At 67.0% G+C, this 18,567-nt stretch carries 14 protein-coding genes and 1 pseudogene; 8 read left to right on the top strand and 7 right to left on the bottom strand.

Annotated features, from left to right (window positions below):
• Positions 1–38 precede the first annotated feature (38 nt).
• The 4 genes from V7787_RS38505 to V7787_RS38520 are packed head-to-tail and all read left to right on the top strand — an operon-like array spanning position 39 to position 2,723.
• Complete coding sequence (locus tag V7787_RS38505) at positions 39–755, top strand: DUF969 domain-containing protein (RefSeq protein ID WP_336092807.1); 717 nt, start codon at positions 39–41, stop codon at positions 753–755.
• Entirely contained in the window at positions 752–1,705 is a 954-nt protein-coding gene (locus V7787_RS38510; protein WP_336092808.1) for a DUF979 domain-containing protein, read from the top strand. The genes V7787_RS38505 and V7787_RS38510 overlap by 4 nt, the downstream gene beginning before the upstream one ends.
• On the top strand, positions 1,702–2,385 hold the full coding sequence (gene pcp, locus V7787_RS38515; protein ID WP_336092809.1) for a pyroglutamyl-peptidase I: 684 nt from the start codon (positions 1,702–1,704) through the stop codon (positions 2,383–2,385). Before V7787_RS38510 ends, pcp begins: the two co-directional genes overlap by 4 nt.
• Before the next feature lie 38 nt (positions 2,386–2,423).
• Complete coding sequence (locus V7787_RS38520; RefSeq protein ID WP_336092810.1) at positions 2,424–2,723, top strand: hypothetical protein; 300 nt, start codon at positions 2,424–2,426, stop codon at positions 2,721–2,723.
• Between the two features lie 236 nt (positions 2,724–2,959).
• Here the strand turns inward: V7787_RS38520 and V7787_RS38525 are convergent, their stop codons facing one another.
• The 3 genes from V7787_RS38525 to apbC form a co-directional block, all read right to left on the bottom strand.
• Positions 2,960–3,472 (bottom strand): RDD family protein, encoded by a 513-nt coding sequence (locus V7787_RS38525; RefSeq protein ID WP_336092812.1) that lies wholly within the window; start codon positions 3,470–3,472, stop codon positions 2,960–2,962.
• 566 nt (positions 3,473–4,038) lie between these two features.
• On the bottom strand, positions 4,039–4,611 hold the full coding sequence (gene dcd, locus V7787_RS38530; RefSeq protein WP_036115729.1) for a dCTP deaminase: 573 nt from the start codon (positions 4,609–4,611) through the stop codon (positions 4,039–4,041).
• Between the two features lie 91 nt (positions 4,612–4,702).
• Positions 4,703–5,770, bottom strand: a complete 1,068-nt coding sequence (gene apbC / locus V7787_RS38535; RefSeq protein WP_336092815.1) for an iron-sulfur cluster carrier protein ApbC — start codon at positions 5,768–5,770, stop codon at positions 4,703–4,705.
• Between the two features lie 523 nt (positions 5,771–6,293).
• Here apbC and V7787_RS38540 point away from each other — a divergent pair.
• The 4 genes and pseudogenes from V7787_RS38540 to rnfB form a co-directional block, all read left to right on the top strand.
• On the top strand, positions 6,294–9,275 hold the full coding sequence (locus V7787_RS38540) for a TonB-dependent receptor domain-containing protein (RefSeq protein ID WP_336092817.1): 2,982 nt from the start codon (positions 6,294–6,296) through the stop codon (positions 9,273–9,275).
• Positions 9,276–9,519: 244 nt separating this feature from the next.
• A complete protein-coding gene (locus V7787_RS38545) occupies positions 9,520–9,957 on the top strand; it encodes a DUF2147 domain-containing protein (RefSeq protein WP_336092819.1) in 438 nt (145 codons plus the stop codon).
• Between the two features lie 313 nt (positions 9,958–10,270).
• The gene (gene metG / locus V7787_RS38550; protein ID WP_336092821.1) at positions 10,271–12,358 is read left to right on the top strand and encodes a methionine--tRNA ligase; all 2,088 of its coding nucleotides are present in this window, start codon (positions 10,271–10,273) and stop codon (positions 12,356–12,358) included.
• Positions 12,359–12,463: 105 nt separating this feature from the next.
• Positions 12,464–12,850, top strand: a pseudogene (rnfB, locus tag V7787_RS38555) (Rnf electron transport complex subunit RnfB); the annotation flags it as partial.
• Between the two features lie 387 nt (positions 12,851–13,237).
• Here rnfB and V7787_RS38560 read toward each other — a convergent pair.
• The 4 genes from V7787_RS38560 to V7787_RS38575 all read right to left on the bottom strand — a co-directional run.
• Positions 13,238–14,320: a TraB/GumN family protein gene (locus V7787_RS38560; protein WP_336092825.1), complete on the bottom strand. Its 1,083-nt coding sequence runs from the start codon at positions 14,318–14,320 to the stop codon at positions 13,238–13,240.
• Between the two features lie 67 nt (positions 14,321–14,387).
• Entirely contained in the window at positions 14,388–15,398 is a 1,011-nt protein-coding gene (locus V7787_RS38565; RefSeq protein ID WP_336092826.1) for a DUF1684 domain-containing protein, read from the bottom strand.
• A gap of 2 nt (positions 15,399–15,400) precedes the next feature.
• Positions 15,401–17,284, bottom strand: coding sequence for a DNA mismatch repair endonuclease MutL (gene mutL / locus V7787_RS38570; RefSeq protein WP_336092827.1), 1,884 nt, complete (start codon positions 17,282–17,284; stop codon positions 15,401–15,403).
• A 292-nt stretch (positions 17,285–17,576) separates the two neighbouring features.
• Positions 17,577–18,567: N-acetylmuramoyl-L-alanine amidase (locus V7787_RS38575; RefSeq protein ID WP_336092828.1), on the bottom strand; the 991-nt coding region annotated here is incomplete at its 5' end.

The following is an 18,567-nucleotide window of genomic DNA, read 5'->3' on the forward strand; positions in this document are numbered from 1 at the left end:
TCGCCCCTCACCTTCTTTCTTCGCTACCAGGACGCGGCATGAATTATTGGCCCTTGATCGGCGTCGCCGCGGTCGTGCTCGGCTTCGTATTGCGGCTCAATCCGGCGCTGGTGGTGGTCGCCGCCGGCTTCATCACCGGACTGGCCGCCCAGCTCTCGCCGCTGGACGTGCTGGAAGTGCTGGGCAAGGCCTTTACCGACAAGCGCTTCCTGCTGCTGTTCCTGCTGACCCTGCCGGTGATCGGCCTGCTCGAACGCCACGGGCTGAAAGAACACGCGCAGCACTGGGTCGCGCGATTGCGTGGCGCGACCATGGGCCGCTTGCTGATCGCGTATTTGTTCATGCGCCAACTGGCCTCCGCGCTCGGCCTGACCAGCCTGGGCGGCCACCCGCAAACGGTGCGGCCGCTGCTGGCGCCGATGGCCGAGGGCGCGGCGCAAACCGCGCACGGCGAGCTGAGCGAGGACGAACGCCAGCGCATCCGCGCGATGGCCGCCGGCACCGACAACGTCGGCCTGTTCTTCGGCGAAGACATCTTCATCGCCTTCGGCGCGGTGCTGCTGATCCAGAGCTTCTTCGCCGAACACGGCTACAAGCTCGATCCGCTGCAGATCGCGCTGTGGGGCATTCCCACCGCGATCTGCGCCTTCGTCATCCACGTGCTGCGGGTGCTGCGGTTCGAGCGCCAGTTGGCGCGGCGGATCGAACAGGCACGACGCGAGAAAGCCGCCGCCGATCAGGCGCCGTCGCCATGATTACCCTGACCTTCGTTTACTGGTTGATGGGTGCCTACTTCGCCGCGCTGGCCTGGCGCGGCGTCGGCGACAAGGCCAATCCGCGCCGCTACACCACCGCCTTGTTCTGGGGCTTGATCGCCGCGTTGATGTTCCTGGCCGAGCATCTGCCGAACAAAGTCGTCGGCGCCTGCGTGGTGCTGCTGGCGGTGCTGGCCGGTTTCGGCGGGCTCGGCAAGGGCGGCTACGCGGAAACCGGCCACGAGGAAAAACAGGCCGAAGCCCGGCGCCTGGGCAATAGCCTGTTCTGGCCGGCGCTGCTGATTCCGGCGGTCACGCTGGTCGGCGCGCTCGGCCTGAAATACGTCAGCATCGGCGGCACGCCGCTGCTGCAGACCGCCAACGTGACCTTGATCGCGCTGACCCTGGCCTGCGTGGTCGCGTTGTTCGCCGCCTGCCGACTGACCCGGCAAACGCCGTGGAGCGGCGTGGAGCAATCGCGCCGGCTGGTCGATTCGGTCGGCTGGGCGGCGCTGCTGCCGCTGCTGCTGGCCGCGCTGGGCAGCGTGTTCGAGGCCGGCGGCGTCGGCCAGGCCGTGGCCGGGGTGGTGCGTTCGCTGATTCCGGTCGACAACGCCTTCGTGGTGGTGCTGGCCTATGCGCTGGGGATGGCCTTGTTCGCCGCGATCATGGGCAACGCCTTCGCCGCATTCCCGGTGATGACCGGCGGCATCGCGCTGCCGCTGCTGATCCAGCACCACGGCGCCGACGTCGCCTCGCTGGCGGCGATCGGCATGCTCTCGGGCTATTGCGGCTCGTTGATGACGCCGATGGCGGCCAATTACAACCTGGTCCCGGCCGCGCTGCTGGAACTCAAGGACCCTTACGGGGTGATCCGCGCGCAATGGCCGACCGGGGCGTTCCTGCTGATCTGCAATGTGTTGCTGATGTACTGGATCGCGTTCCGTTGAGCGCGCAGCGGCAAACGCAAGGCTGCGTGCTGTTGACCGGGTTCGAACCGTTCGGCGGCGACAGCGAGAACGCCAGTTGGGACGCGGTGCGCTTGCTCGACGGGGTCGTGATCGACGCCGCGGGCGACGGCTATCGCATCGCCGCGCGCCGCTTGCCGGTCGCGTTCGGCCAATCGGTGAGTGTGTTGCGCGAGCACCTGGACGCGCTGCGGCCGCGGATGGTGCTGTGCGTGGCCCAGGCCGGCGGACGCGCGCAGTTGTCGATCGAGCGGGTGGCGATCAACATCGACGACGCGCGCATCGCCGACAACCTGGGCGCGCAACCGATCGACACGCCGATCCTTGCCGACGGCCCGGCGGCGTACTTCGGCACGCTGCCGATCAAGGCCATGCTCGCGGCGATCCGCGCCGCCGGCATCCCCGCCGAGATCTCGCAGACCGCCGGCACCTACGTGTGCAACCACGTCTACTACGGGCTGATGCACGCCTTGAGCGAACCCGGCCGCGCCGGCGTTCGAGGCGGCTTCATCCACATTCCGTATTCTCCCGCGCAAGCGCAGCGGTATCCCGGCGCAGCCGGTCTGGCCACCGAAACCGTGGTCCAGGCCCTGCGGCTGGCGATACGCACCGCGCTGGCGACCCCGACCGACCGGCGCATCGCCGGCGGCGCCGAACACTGACGATCACCGCGGCCACGGCCGCCCGATGGAGCCTTCCCATGCACCGCATCCTGCTCGCTGCCTTGCTTGCCGCCGCGTCCTTCGCCGCCGCGCCCGCGTACGCCGGCCTGTTCGACAAGAACCCCGACCAAGTGGCGCAGGAAGCGGTCGCCAAGAACCTGCGCGCGGTGACCTTGTGGGTCGACGCCACCTGGGGCTTCCGCAATCAGGGCGCGGCCAATGCGCTCAGCCGTGCGCATCAGGCCTTCACCACTCGCGGGTATGACGTGGTGAGCGTGGAGCCGTATATCGAGAACGGGGATTTGCAGGGGTTCTTTGTTACGTATCAGAAGCCGTAAGAGCGAAGTCAAAATGGATTCCGGCTTTCGCCGGAATGACGGTCCGGAAGGTGCGCGGCTTGGTTAGCGGCGCTGAGTCTGTTTCGGATGCCGAATCCCGCATCGCCAATCTCCGCCGAAAAAAAACGCGCCGATGCCTGAGGCATCGGCGCGTTCGTTTTTGCGGGATTGGAATCCAGTCGATCCGCTCTATACGAATCCCCAGTTCCCCAACCCCCAATCCCTAACCCCGGCTGTTACCGCGCAACCACCACGCGGGTACCGGCGATCTGATCGTGCAGGCAGCGACGGTCTTCGCGGAAGATCATCAGGATGTCGACCAGCGACACCACCGCGCCCAGGCACGGAATGATGCCGATGCCGTTCTGGAACAGGTAGCGCTTGCCCATCAGCGTGGCCAGGCTGGGCTTGTTGCCGTCGAGGTCGACGATCTTGATCTTCATGACCTTCTTGCCCCAGGTCTGGCCGGTCTGGCTCAGCGGCAGGTACTGGACCAGGAAGAACAACACCAGGCCGCCCAAGCCCCACAGGATCTGCAGGCCGTAGGGCTGCACGCCCGACTGGGCGGCTTCGGTGACCGCGGCGAAATAGCCGCCGATGAACATCAGCGGCAACAGCAACACCATCATGATCACGCCGTCGATGATCGCCGCCACCAGGCGGATGCCGCGCTCGGCCAGCTCCTGATCGCCGGTATCGGCAACGTTTACCGGCGACTGCGGGCTTTGGTAAGGGTTCTGCGGGTCCATTCGTCTACTCCTTGCTGGTTGATAGGGCGTCCGTGGTTCCCCAACCGCGGCGCCTTGGATTTACCCGGCGAAGATAGCAGGCGCGAGCGCCAACTGACGCATCGGATCGTGCCGATTCGCATCCGATCGGTGGCTGGGCGGGTTGGTTGCGCGCGGTGGCGGCCCGGATTCGGGATTCGGGATTCGGGATTCGGGATTCGGGATTCGGGATTCGGGATTCGGGATTCGGGATTCGGGATGCCGGATGCCGGATGCCGGATGCCGGATGCCAGACACGAAACTCAAATACAGCGCCCCCCACCTACCGTCATTCCCGCGAACGCGGGAATCCAGAGCCTTTCGTGCGAGAACGCTTGAAGTCGCTGGATTCCCGCCTTCGCGGGAATGACGGCCTGGAAGGATGACGCTGAAGGCTCTTGGCTCTGGATGTTCGGCTGCGCCGAAGTAAAGCGGAGCCCGCCTTCGCGGGAACGACGCCCCGGAGGGATCGCGCTGAAGTCCCCAGACCGGCCCCGCACCGGGCCGAAGATCGGCCCGAGACCGAGCAACGCCCGGCCAGCCGCCGATCAGGTCCGCGGCAAGGTAACCCCGGTCTGCCCCTGATACTTGCCGCCGCGGTCCTTATAAGAGGTCTCGCAAACCTCGTCGGACTGGAAGAACAGCATCTGCGCCACGCCTTCGTTGGCGTAGATGCGCGCCGGCAGCGGCGTGGTGTTGCTGAATTCCAGGGTCACGTGGCCTTCCCACTCCGGTTCCAGCGGGGTCACGTTGACGATGATGCCGCAGCGCGCGTAGGTGCTCTTGCCCAGGCACACCACCAGCACGTCGCGCGGGATCCGGAAGTACTCGACCGTGCGCGCCAGCGCGAACGAGTTCGGCGGGATGATGCACACGTCGTTCTCGATGTCGACGAAGCTGCCCGGATCGAAATGCTTCGGGTCGACGATGGTCGAGTTGATGTTGGTGAACACCTTGAACTCGCGCGAGCAACGCACGTCGTAGCCGTAGCTGGAGGTGCCGTAGCTGACGATGCGCTGGCCGTCGGCGGCGTGCTTGACCTGGCCGGCTTCGAACGGCTCGATCATGCCGCCGGGTTGCTCGGACATGCGGCGGATCCAGCGGTCGGACTTGATGCTCATGCGGTGTTCCAATCAGGGCGCGGCACGGCCGCGCGGTAAAGGTCGATTGTAAGGGCTGCGGCGGACGCGCCGAAATCCGACGCGTCCGGGCTCAGCCGAGCAGCGAAGCGGAGATCGACGGCGTCACCCGCGGCCGCCGCGCCAACTGCGCGGCCAGCCGGCGCGCGGCGCCGCGGTAAGCGCGGGCGGCGGCCGAGTCGGGCTGGGCCGCCACCACCGGCACGCCGGCGTCGCCCTGCTCGCGGATCGCGATTTCCAGCGGCAGGCTGCCCAGCAACGGCACGCCGTACTGCGCGGCCATGCGCGCGCCGCCGCCTTCGCCGAACAGGTGCTCGGCGTGGCCGCAGTTGGAGCACACGTGCACCGCCATGTTCTCGATCAGGCCCAGCACCGGCACCTGCACTTTCTCGAACATCCGCAGCGCCTTGCGCGCGTCCAGCGTGGCCACGTCCTGCGGCGTGGTCACGATCACCGCGCCGGCCACCGGAATCTTCTGCGACAAGGTCAGCTGGATGTCGCCGGTGCCCGGCGGCAAATCCACGATCAGATAGTCCAGCTCGCTCCACTGAGTGTCGTTGAGCAAGGTGGTCAGCGCCGAGGTCGCCATCGGCCCGCGCCAGATCATCGGCGTGTCCTGCTCCACCAGCGGCCCGATCGACATCGCCTCGATGCCGTGCGCGCGCAGCGGTTCGATGTGCTTGCCGTCGGGGCTGTCGGGCTTGCCGTGCGCGCCGAGCATGGTCGGCACGCTGGGGCCGTAGATATCGGCGTCGAGCACGCCCACGCGGGCGCCGTCGGCGGCCAGGGCCAGGGCCAGATTGACCGCGGTGGTGGACTTGCCCACCCCGCCCTTGCCCGAACCGACCGCAATCAGGTTGCGCACATTGCTCAGCGGCGACAGGTTCGGCTGGACCGCGTGCGAGACGATCCGCGAATTCAATTCCAGGCTGGCCAGGCTCAGGCCCTGCGGCGCCAGCAGCGCGCCGATCGCCGATTCCAGACCGGCGCGCAGGCCGGCCAGCGGGTAGCCGGCGTTGATCGACACCGCGACCCGGCCCTCGGCGGCGCCGGCGCGCACGCGCGCCTCGCTGTCGGCCAGGCTCAGCTCGGTGTCGGGGAGGAACAAGGCCGCGATGGCCGCTTGCAGGTTCTCGCTCATACCGGCGATCCGGTCGGGCGCGGGGTGTGTTGGCGCATGGGAACTCGATAAGAAGGGTGCCGCCGCGGCGGCCGGTGCACATGGTAAAGCCTGCGGCCGGGCGACGCCCGCCCCGCGCCGCCGGCCAGCGGACGGGCCGCGTTCCCGTGGCCGCGCGGCGATGGCGCGGCCGGTGGCGAAGGATGTCGGATTCGTTAAAACAACCACTCAAATTTGCATTAATGCGCCAGAACGGGCCGCCCAACCGCAGCGGCCGCCGACCGTCGCCGCCCTGGCGAGTGAAAGAAAAATATTGACTTCCCGCACATATTGCGAAATCACAATATCATTGCATTCAATTACTTGAATCGACACACTCCGCAAAGACAGGGAGCCGAACCGGCATCTGAAAGCGAATTACAGCCGTGTTAAGTTCAGCGATGTAAAGGAGTTGTTAATGCCAGGAAAGGCAACCAAAACACGCAAATCGACTCATTCACAGATCGGTTCCACGATTCCAGTTCTTAGTTAGGGGAAACACCAGATGGCAGTACAAACGCTCGGCCTGCAACGCAGCAGGCTGACGGCGGCGCTCTGCTCCGCGATCCTGATTTCCGCCACCGGCGGCGCCTACGCCGCCGACGCCGAAGGCGCGCCCGCCACCACCACCGACATCGACGCGGTCACCGTGACCGGCTCGCGCATCAAGCGCATCGGCTTCGTCACCCCGTCGCCGGTGGTCGGGATCAGCTCGGAAGAAATTCGCGCCACCGGCGCTGTGACCATCTCCGATCTGATGACCACCCTGCCGCAGCTGTCGGCGACCTACACCCTGGGCAACTCGACCCGCTCGATCGGCACCGCCGGCCTGGGCCTGCTCGACCTGCGCGGCATGGGCACCACCCGCACCCTGGTGCTGGTCAACGGCCGCCGCCACGTCGGCGGCCTGTCCGGCTCGACCGCGGTCGACATCAACACCATTCCGGTGGAACTGATCGAGCGCGTGGAAGTGATCACCGGCGGCGCCTCGGCCGTCTACGGCGCCGACGCGGTCGCCGGCGTGGTCAACTTCATCATGAAGAAGAAGTTCGACGGCTACGAGCTGCGCGCCCAGACCGGCGACGCCAGCGAAGGCGACTTCAGCCGCTCGTTCTTCAGCGTCACCGGCGGCAACGAGTTCGCCGAAGGCCGCGGCAACATCGTGTACTCGGCCGAGTACAGCAAGCAGGACCGTTTCGGCCGCGGCGACCGCAAGATCGCCCGCGACTACATGGTCAACATGCCCAACCCGAACTTCAATCCGGCCCTGCCGCCCTCGCAGGAGAACCCGCAGCGCGTGTTCATGGGCCCGGGCGGCAACTCCAGCATTTCCTACGGCGGCACCTTCAACGCCGGCGGCAAGCGCTACCAGTTCAATCCCGACGGCACCTACCGCCCGACCCGTTACGACGGTCCGCGCGACGGCGCCAACACCTGCGTGGATTGCGATTTCGTCGATCTCAACGGCGTGGCCGACCTGCAGCCGGGCTTCGACCGCTACAGCTTCAACACGCTGCTGAACTACGACATCAACGAGAACCACAAGTTCTTCTTCGAAGGCAAGTACACCAAGACCGAGTCGGACTTCCTGGCCCAGCCGGCCTACGACCAGCCCTTCCGCATCCGTCGCGACAACGCTTACCTGTCGCCGCAGCTGGCCGCGCTGATGGACGCCAACGGCCTCAACAGCCTGACCGACCGCGACAAGATGCTGCAGATCGCGCGCTTCAACGTCGACGCCGGCCGTCGCGGCGAACACGTGGAGCGCACCACCCAGCGCTACGTCGCCGGCCTGGAAGGCTTCCTCGGCGAGAACTGGAGCTACGAGGTCTCGGCCAACTACGGCAAGACCGAGATCGACCGCCTCAACCTCAACAACCGCATCAACGACCGTTGGCAGGCCGGCATGGACGTGGTCCGCGACGGCGCCGGCAACCTGGTCTGCCGCGTCTCGCTCGACCCCAACGCGATCAACCCCAACACCAACGCGCGCTACCTCGACCTGTCGCGTCAGGGCTGCGTGCCGTTCAGCGTGTTCGGCAACGGCGCGATCAACCCGCAGGCGGCCGACTGGTTCAACTACGATGCGGTCAACCGCACCCAGCTGACCCAGAAGGTCTTCAGCGCCTCGGTCGCCAACAGCTCGCTGTTCGAGCTGCCGGCCGGCAGCGTCGGTTTCGCCGGCGGCGTGGAATGGCGCAAGGAAACCAGCCAGGAGATCACCGATCCGCTGGCCGCGCAGGGCCTGACCTTCCTCAACTCGATCCCCAGCCGCAAGGGCGAGTACAGCGTCAAGGAAATCTTCGCCGAAACCACCATCCCGCTGCTCGCCGATCTGCCGGGCATCCAGCGCCTGAGCATGGACCTGGCCGGCCGTTACTCCGACTACAGCACGGTCGGCGAAACCAAGACCTGGAACGTCGGCCTGGATTGGGCGATCAACGACTCCTTCCGCGTCCGCGCCAGCCTGGCGCAAGCGGTGCGCGCGCCGAACATCGGCGAGCTGTTCAACCCGCAGACGCAGAACTTCGCTCCGATCTACGACCCGTGCGAAACCCGCGCCGGCCGTCGCAACTCGGTCAACACCGCGGCCGATCCGGCGCTGCGCGCGCGCAACTGCGCCGCGCTGGGCCTGCCGGCCGACTTCAAGAACGAGTACGGCGGCAACTACCCGGGCGTGAGCGGCGGCAACCCCGACCTGGCGGTCGAGGAAGCACGTTCGTTCTCCTACGGCTTCGTCTGGCAGCCCGAGTTCATCCAGGGCTTCGGCCTGTCGGTGGACTACTGGCGCGTCAATCTGAAGGACGCGATCGGCGCGGTCTCGGCCGAAGCCATGGCCACCCGCTGCGTGGATTCGCCCGGCGGCATCGGCAACGACTTCTGCGCGCAGATCAAGCGCGCCCCGGCCGGCGGTTACACCGACGCGCAGGGCCGCAACTTCCCGGCCGGCGTGATCTACAACTGGACCGCGCTCAACGAGAACCTGGCCCGCTCGCGCCGCGCCGGCGTCGACATCGAAGCCGATTACCGCTTCGAAATGCTCGGCGGCCAAGCCTCGCTGCGCTTCGTCGGCACCCGCCTGATCACCTCGCGCGAATGGGAGTTCCAGGACTTCCCGAACGAGTACAAGGAATACCTGACCTACGTCAGCGATCCGCGCTGGCGCGCCTCGCTCAACGCCAGCTACAAGATCGGCCAGTGGCGCGCGAGCTGGGACATGCGCTACATCGACGGCAACCTGCGGGTGGAGCCGTGGAGCTACAACAGCAACCCGGGCCAGGTCAGCCCGATCCGCAATCCGTCCTACACCTACCACAACCTGCAGGTCGGCTATAAGGTCCCCAACACCGGACTGGACCTGTACATCGGCGCCGACAACGTGTTCGACAAGGATCCGCCGCTGAACTACTTCGGCGAACTGGCGACCAACTCGAACTACGACACCATCGGCCGTTACGTGTACGCCGGCGCCAGCTACAAGTTCTGATCGCTGGCGATCGCTTCACCGTTGCAACGACAAGCCCGGCGCATGCCGGGCTTGTCGTTTTCGCCGTCCGCCCGCGCCGCGGCGACGCCGGTTCGGCCGCGCCGGGCCGATGCGGCCACGGCCTGAACGCAGGCGCGCGGCGACTTCCATACCCGGGCGGATGCGGTATAAAGGCTGCAACCGCCGGACCGGCCTTTACCGGACGCGGTCCGCACTCACGCTCACTGTCTCTGGGAGGGGATACATGCGCACCAAACTGCTCGCATTGTTGTTGCTGGCGCTGCCGACGGCGGTATTCGCCCAGGCCACGCCGGTCGGTACGTGGACCACCATCGACGACAAGACCGGCAAGCCCAAGTCGGTCGTGGAAATCTACGAAGCCAAAGACGGCAGCCTGGCCGGACGGGTCAACGAAGTCCTGCAATCCGAACGCGGCCCCAACCCGGTGTGCGACAAGTGCTCGGGCGAGCGCAAGGGCAAGCCGGTCAAGGGCATGGTGATCCTGTGGGGCATCCGCAAGGACGGCGACACCTGGGACGGCGGCCAGATCCTGGACCCGGCCTCGGGCAAGATCTACTCGGTCAAGGTCACCCCCACCGACGGCGGCAAGAAGCTCGACGTGCGCGGTTTCATGGGCTTCTCGATGCTCGGCCGCACCCAGACCTGGATGCGTCAGGAATAAGTCTCGGCCGGTCCGTTGTCTTACGGAAACCCGGCCTCGGCCGGGTTTCTTGCTTTGGGGCGGCTTTCGAAACCCGCGGGCACCGCCTCGAAACCCTTCACAACGCCGCCCCCAGAACGTCATCCCCGCGAAGGCGGGGATCCAGAGACTTCAGAGCCCTGTCGCGATAAGGCCCTGGATCCCCGCCTTGGCGGGGATGACGGACCGGAAGCAGCAGGCGCCTCGCACCTTCGACACGCAAACCGCCGCCGCGCACCCAAGCCCCGCGCGGCCCCCATGCCATAATTCACGACCACCCACGGCCCATCCGCTTATGTCCCGCGAAATCGTCGTCTCCAACGCCCTGCCGTACGCCAATGGCGAGTTGCACCTCGGTCATTTGGTCGGCTACATGCAGGCCGACATTTGGGTTCGCGCGCAACGCATGAGCGGCAACACCGTCCACTACATCTGCGCCGACGACACCCACGGCACGCCGATCATGCTCGGCGCGGAGAAGGCCGGGAAAACCCCGGAAGCCTTCGTCGCCGACATCCAGGTCCGCCACGAGCGCGATTTCGCCGATTTCGGGGTCAAGTTCGATCACTACGACTCGACCCACTCGGCCGCCAACCGCACCCTCACCGAGGGCTTCTACGCGCGCCTGGACAACAACGGCCACATCCAGCGGCGTTCGGTCGCGCAGTTGTTCGATCCGGTCAAGCAGATGTTCCTGCCCGACCGCTACGTCAAAGGCATCTGCCCCAACTGCGGCAAGCCCGACCAGTACGGCGACAACTGCGAGAACTGCGGCGCGACCTACGCCCCGACCGAACTCAAGGAACCGCGCTCGGTGGTCAGCGGCGCGGTGCCGGAGCTGCGCGAGTCGGAGCACTTCTTCTTCGAAGTCGGCCACTTCGATGCGTTCCTGCGCGAGTGGCTGGCCGGCGACGTCGGCACCCCGGGGATCAAGGCCAAGCTGCACGAATGGCTGGATGCCGAAGGCGGCCTGCGCGCCTGGGACATCTCGCGCGACGCGCCCTATTTCGGTTTCGAAATCCCCGGCCACCCGGGCAAGTACCTGTACGTCTGGCTCGACGCGCCGATCGGCTACCTGAGCAGCTTCCAGGTGCTGTGCGAACGCGAAGGCCTGGATTTCTGGTCGTACCTGGCGCGCGACAGCCAGGCCGAACTGCACCACTTCATCGGCAAGGACATCGTCACCTTCCACGGCCTGTTCTGGCCGGCGGTGCTGCACGGCGCCGGTTTCCGCGCGCCGACCCGGCTGCACGTCAACGGCTATCTGATGGTCAACAGCGAGAAGATGTCCAAATCGCGCGGCACCTTCATCATGGCCCGCACCTATCTCGACGTCGGTCTGGACCCGGAAGCGCTGCGCTATTACTTCGCCACCAAGACCAGCGGCGGCGTGGAAGACATCGACCTCAACCTCGCCGACTTCGTCGCCCGGGTCAACGCGGACGTGGTCGGCAAGTTCGTCAACCTCGCCAGCCGCTGCGCCGGTTTCATCGAGAAGCGTTTCGACGGCCGCCTCGCCGACGCCCTGCCCGACCCGGCGATGTACCAGCGCTTCGTCGATCAGCTGATCCCGATCGCCCAGGCCTACGACCGCAACGAAGCGGCGACCGCGGTGCGCCTGACCATGGCGCTGGCCGATGAGGCCAACAAGTACATCGACGAATACAAGCCCTGGGTGCTGGCCAAGCAGGAAGGCGCCGAGGCGCAACTGCAGGCGGTGTGCACGCAGGGCCTGAATCTGTTCCGCGTGCTCGCCGCCGCGCTCAAGCCGGTGCTGCCGCGCGTGGCCGCGCAGGCCGAAGCGTTCCTGCGCGCGCCGGTCGCGCACTGGGGCGACCTGGCCGCGCCGCTGGCCGCGCACAGCATCGGCGCCTACGCGCCGCTGTTCACCCGTATCGACACGAAATTGATTGAGAACATGATCGAAGCCAGCATCGAATCCCTCGCCCCCACCGCGCCCGCGCAGCCCGCCGCGAACACGGCCAAGGCCGAAACCGCGCAACCTGCCGCGGCCAAACCCGAAGCCGCAAAAGCCGAAGCCGGCGCTGGCGCGACCATCGCCATGGACGATTTCGCCAAGCTCGATCTGCGCGTGGGCAAGGTGCTGGTCTGCGAATTCGTCGAAGGCTCCGACAAGCTGCTGCGCTTCGAACTCGACGCCGGCGATCTGGGCAAGCGCCAGATCTTCTCCGGCATCCGCGGTTCTTATGCCGAACCTTCGAGCCTGGTCGGCCGCAGCGTGGTGTTCATCGCCAACCTCGCCCCGCGCAAAATGCGCTTCGGCGTCAGCGAAGGCATGATCCTCTCGGCCGGTTTCGACGGCGGCAACCTGTTCCTGCTCGACGCCGACGGCGGCGCCGAGCCGGGCATGCCGGTGCGTTGACGGCGGAATTCGCGATTTGGGAGATCAGGCTCCGATAGCGCCTGGTCTCCACGGGACACAGCCATGCAGTCGCCAATCCCCGATCCCGAATCCCTGGTCCCGGCGCTGGTAGAGCGCCTGGACCGATTGCTGCCGCAGACCCAGTGCGGCCAATGCGGCTACGCCGGTTGCCGGCCGTATGCCGAAGCGATGGCGCGCGGCGAAGCCGATATCGACCACTGCCCGCCCGGCGGCGACGCCGGCGCGCGCGCGTTGGCGCGTTTGCTCGATGTGCCCGCGCGCCCGTACGACCGCACGCGCGGGGAACATAAGCCCGCGCCGGTGGCGCTGATCGTCGAAGCCGATTGCATCGGCTGCACCAAGTGCATCCAAGCCTGCCCGGTCGATGCGATCGTCGGCGGTTCCAAGCACATGCACACGGTCATCGAACCGCTGTGCACCGGGTGCGAGTTGTGCGTTCCGGCGTGCCCGGTGGACTGCATCGTGTTGGTTGCGCCGGCGGCGTAAGGCGCTCGATCCTTGCGCGGTTCGCGCTGGGCTTGCGGGAGCGCGGAGTTTCCTTCTTGCCCTGCCGCGTTCTTGCTCCGGCGTAATCGCGGCAACCCAACTGCGCCGAATCCCTCACTCCCCGTCATTCCGGCGAAAGCCGGAATCCATTTTGATCTTGCTGTTGCTCTCGGCTTCAGACGGCAACGGCAACAGCAACGTCAAAATGGATTCCGGCTTTCGCCGGAATGACGGCATGGAGGTCTCGTTCCTCCGCGTGAGTTCCACTCTCGCCGCAATGACGGTGGGGAGGTCTCGTACCAACGTCAAAATGGGTTCCGGCTTTCGCCGGAATACGGCGGGGAGATATCGACCTCAGCCCTTCACCGCGCATCAATGCTTCGGCGTAGCCCCATCCGGCTTGCGCTCGCCCTTCGCCGCATCGACCGGCTTGCCCTCGCGCGTATCCGGGGTCAGCCGCACCGACGGCGCCACCGTCGGCGGCGGCGCCAGATCCGCGGTGCCTTGCGCGCAGGCCGAACACACCCGCTCGATCTTGTAGCCCTTGCCGCGCAGCAGCTCGACCAGACCGTCGTCGCCGAGCAAATGCAAGCTGCCGACCACCACCAGGGTGTCGCCCTTCTTGGATTCGTCGAGCAGTTTCTGCAACTGCGGCAACCAGGCCAGATTGCGCTCGGTGTTGACCAGCCGATAGGTCTCCGGCGTCTTGTCCTTCATCTCGCGCCGCGCCTTGGCGTCCAGTTCGGCCAGATCGGCGCCGCGCCACGCGCTGTGGATGTCCTCGAGCATCTCCGGCACGTCATCGGGCTTGTCGAGGAACTCGCGCAAGGCCTTGATCTGCTCCGGCAGCGGCCCGGAATCCATCACGTCGAGCTGATGGTCCATGCTCTCCAGACCGCCGGTGACCTTGCCGGCCTCGGCGGCCTGACGCATCAGGTACTGGTCCAGCCCCAATTGCGCGCTGAAACCCATCGATTGCGACACCCCGAGCACCAGCGACAGGTTGACGAACCACGGCTCCAGGCTGTCGACCTGACTCAGCGAACGGCCGTTCTTGGCCAGCACCCGGTTGAGCTTTTCGCGCAGGTCCGCCGGCAGCACCTGACTCAGCGTGCGGCCATCGGCGTACTTGGCGCGCTGCATGAAACGCTGGCCGACGGTCGGGTCGAACATGTCCTCGGGCGAGACCTCGAACAACACCTTGTCGGATACCGCAAAGGCCTGATCGATATCGGACGCGAGCGGGTAATCGCCGGGCCGCAGCAAATGGAACGAGCCGAGCAGGTAGATCGCGTTGTCGGCGTCGGAGACTTTCCACAGCAACGGCACCGGCGGCGCCTTGGCCGCCGGCGCGGCGGCGTTTTCGCCGCCGGCGATCGCCGAGGCGGACGTCAGCGACGCGCTCAACAGCGTCGCGGCGATCATCGGCAATGCGAACAACTTCAGGAACCGCATGGGTCGGGTGTGTCCTAGGTTCGGTGGGCGCGCAGTCGAGTTCGGTGCTTGTCGATTCGATCCGCGCTTACGAGGCATGCGGTGCCGCGGGCTCGGCGGGCTTGGGCGCGCTGGGTTTGTAGGTTTTTTCGCCGGCCAGGATTTCCAGATCCAGACGGTTGCCTTCCGGCGGCAGCGGACAGGTCGCGAACGCGGTGAACGCGCACGGCGGGTTGTAGGCCTTGTTGAAATCGACCACGACCTTGCCCTGCAAGTTCGGCCGCGGCACGTCGAGGAAACGGCCGGCGCTGTAGCTGGTGTGGCCGCTGGTGCGGTCGGCGAACACCAGCATCAGCTCGTCGCCGCCCTGGTCCAGCGCTTCGATGCGGTAGGTGCGGCCGTCGCGTTCGAACTCGATCGCGCCGGGATTGGGCGTGGCCTCGACGTGGCCGATGATGTTGGCCACATCGATGGTCTTGCCGGCCGCATGGGCGACGAACTTGGCGCTGATCTTCCAGTCTTCCTGCGCCGGCCAATACTCGATGCCGTTGAACCCGGCCCGCGCCGGCGCGTCGGCGTGGCGCACGCGCAGGTAGTACTGGTCGCCGCGCTCGATCACGGTCAGCACGCCCTTGCCGTCGTCGAAACCGATCTTGCTCGGGCCGGCCGGGAAATCGTCGGCGAGCAGCACCACCGCGCCCTTGAGCGGTTGCTCGTTGAAGGTCAGCGGCACCTTGCTCTCCGGCACGAAGCGCAGGCGGCCCTTGTCGAGCGAAATCATGCCGATGTGCTCGGGGCCCATCGACAGACGGATGCCGTTGTCGGAATCGCTGCCGAAATAATGCGAGCCCGGGTCGATCTGATGCAGCCCGATCAGGCTGGTCCAGCCGTCGGGCTTGAGCAGCGCTTCGCGCCGCTGTTCGCGCCAGAGTTGTTCGTCGCGGGCGAAGTTCTCGCTGGCCTGGGCCACGCTGGCGGCCTGGCGCTGGCGCTCGGCCTGCTGCTCGGGCGAATCGCAACCGGCCAGCGCGGCGCCCAGCAACGCTGCGCACAGCGACGGGGCGATCAGCGAACGCAACTTCGGTTGGACAGCGAACATCGTCAACGTCCTCGCAGGAACCAGCGGTCGATTTCGGGCAGGGTGAAACGCGCCCAGGTGGGGCGCCCATGATTGCATTGCCCGGAGCGCTCGGTGGCTTCCATTTCGCGCAGCAAGGCGTTCATTTCCGGCAAAGTGAGACGCCGGTTGGCGCGGACCGCGCCGTGGCAGGCCATGGTCGAGAGCAACTCGTCGCGGGCCGCGGCGACCCGGCGCGATTCGCCGTGTTCGCGCAGATCGGCCAGCACGTCGCGCAGCAGCGCCTCGACGTCGCCGTGGGCCAGCAAGGCCGGCACCGCGCGCAGGGTCAGCGATTGCGGGCCGCTGCGGGTGACTTCGAAACCCAACGCGACCAGCGTGGCCTCCTCGCGTTCGGCGACCTCGGCCTCGCGTTCGGACACCGCCAGGCTGGCCGGCACCAGCAAGGGCTGGGTGCGCAGGCCTTCGCCGTCGTGGGCGGTCTTGAGCTTTTCGTAACCGATGCGCTCGTGCGCGGCGTGCATGTCGACCACGATCAGGCCTTCGGCGCTTTCGGCCAGCACGTAGGTGCCGTGCAGTTGCGCGATCGCGTAGCCCAGCGGCGGCAGCGTGTCGTCGTCGCTGGGCGGCAGCCCGGGCTGCAACGCCGGCGCGTAGGCGCTGCCGGAACCGGAGTAGGACGCGCCGCCCGAATACGCCGGGCTGCCCGCGTAACCACCGGAAGCAACCGAGCCGTTGTTGGAACCGTACAAGGCCGCGTAACCGGCCTGGGTTTCGCGCACCTGCAAACCCAGCGGCGCGGTCGGACGCCATTGGTACATCGACGACGACCCGCCATCGGCGGCGCCGCCGCCCTGCAAGGGATCGCCGCCCGACGCCGACGCCGTCGGCGACATGCCGGCGCGGGTTTCGGCCAGCGCGTCGTTGAGCGTGCGATAGACGAAATCGTGAATCAGCCGCGCATCGCGGAAGCGCACTTCGTGCTTGGCCGGATGCACGTTGACGTCGACCCGGCGCGGATCGAGTTCGAGAAACAACACATACGCCGGCTGCCGCCCGTGGAACAACACATCGGCGTAAGCCTGCTTGACCGCGTGGGCGATGCTGCGATCGCGCACCGCGCGGCCGTTGACGTAGAGGTATTGCTGATCGGCGCTGGCGCGGTTGTAGGACGGCTGCGCGATCCAGCCGTGCAGGCGCAGGCCGGCGCCGGCGTGATCCACCCGCAATGCGTTCTTGGCGAACTCCTCGCCCAGCGCTTCGCCGATGCGCACGTCCGACAAACCCATGTCGATCAGGTCGCCCTCGCCTTTCCAGCGACGGGTGGCTTTGCCGTTGTGCGAAACCCGCAGTTCCACGTCGGGGCGCGCCAATGCCAGCTGGCGCAGCCATTCTTCGATATGGCCCAGTTCGGTGCGTTCGGCCTTGAGGAATTTGCGCCGCGCCGGGACGTTGAAGAACAGGTCGCGGACTTCGACCGTGGTGCCTTGCGGATGCGATTTCGGCGTGACTTCGCCGAGCCGGCCGCCATCGATTTCCAGCACCGCGCCGCGGTCTTCGCCGATCCGCCGCGAGGACAGCGCGAAGCGGCTGACCGAGGCGATCGAGGGCAGCGCCTCGCCGCGGAAGCCCAGGGTGGTGACGCCTTCCAGGTCGTCGAGCGAGGCGATCTTGCTGGTGGCGTGGCGCGAAACCGCCAGCGGTAGCTCATCCGGGGCGATGCCGTTGCCGTCGTCGCGGATGCGGATCAGGCGCACGCCGCCCTCTTCCAGATCGATATCGACCCGGCGGGCGCCGGCATCGAGCGCGTTTTCGACCAGTTCCTTGACCACCGACGCCGGCCGTTCGACGACTTCGCCGGCGGCGATCTGATTGATGAGGGTGTCGGGGAGTTGGCGGATGCTCACGGGCGCTGATTCGGTGCGCGCGGCACCGTGGGGGAATGGGTAGGGATGATAGCGGGTGGGGGGTGCGGCTGCGATCCGGAGCTTGTGGTTTGGTGGTTGGGAGAGGTCGTCCTCACCTGGAGCCCCTCACCCCAACCCCTCTCCCGCAAGCGGGAGAGGGGCTCAACATCATCCCTTCTCCCGCTGGCGGGAGAAGGTGCCCCGAAGGGGCGGATGAGGGGCGATCAGGTCGCGAAAACCCCAAAAACAAAAACGGCCCCGAAGGGCCGTCGATCAAACCAAATCCGCAACCTCAGGGACTACCGCCCCCAAACCCGCCCCCCGAAGCCTGCTGCGCCTCGGCCCGCGCCGCATACATCGTGCCCGGCGGCGGCTGACGGGTGAAATAGGTGTTGATCCCGCTCAGCACCGCCCGCGCCAGCGCGCGCTGATGCGAGGGATCGGTCAAGCGGCGCTCTTCTTCGGGATTGGAGATGAACGCGGTTTCCACCAGCATCGCCGGCATGTCCGAGGTCCGCAGCACCGCGAAGTTGGCGCGCTCGATATGCGGCTTGTGGTTGTTGCCGACGTCCTTGAGACCGTCGAGCACGTGCCCGGCCGCGTCTTCGGACGCCTTCATGTGGCCGCTCTGGGTCAGATCCAGCAACACCGACGCCAGGGTGTTGTCGGTCTGCTGCAAGCGCACCCCGCCGATCAGGTCGGCGGCGTTTTCCTTGTCGGCCAGCCAGCGCGCGCGCTGCGAGGACGCGCCCTTGAGCGAGAGCACGTACACCGAGGAGCCCTTGGCCGAACGGTTCTCGGCCGCGTCGGCGTGGATCGACACGAACATGTCGGCCTTGGCCTGCCGCGCCAGCGCGGCGCGACGCGGCAGCGGGATGAACACGTCGCTGTCGCGGGTCATGTAGGCCTTGAGCCCGGGCGTGGCGTTGATCTGCCGGGCCAGTTCGCGGCCGATCGCCAGGGTCACGTCTTTCTCGCGCTTGCCGGTCAGGCCGATCGCGCCGGGATCCTGGCCGCCGTGGCCGGGATCGATGGCGATGATCAACGGCCGCATGCCGCGGCCGCGCATCACGTCCTTCATGGTCTTGACCGCGCCGGCCGGCGGCACCGCTTCGGGCGCGGGTTCGGGCGGCGCCGTCGCCACGGTCGCGCCGGGCACCGGAGCCGGCACGCCGGTAGCGATGCGGGTGGGCACGCCGGTGGCGATACGGGTCGGGATGCCGGTGGCGACGGTGGTCGGCACCGACGCCTGCGCGGCCTGTTCGAACACGGCTTGATTGGCG

Source organism: Pseudomonas sp. CGJS7 (assembly GCF_036961695.1).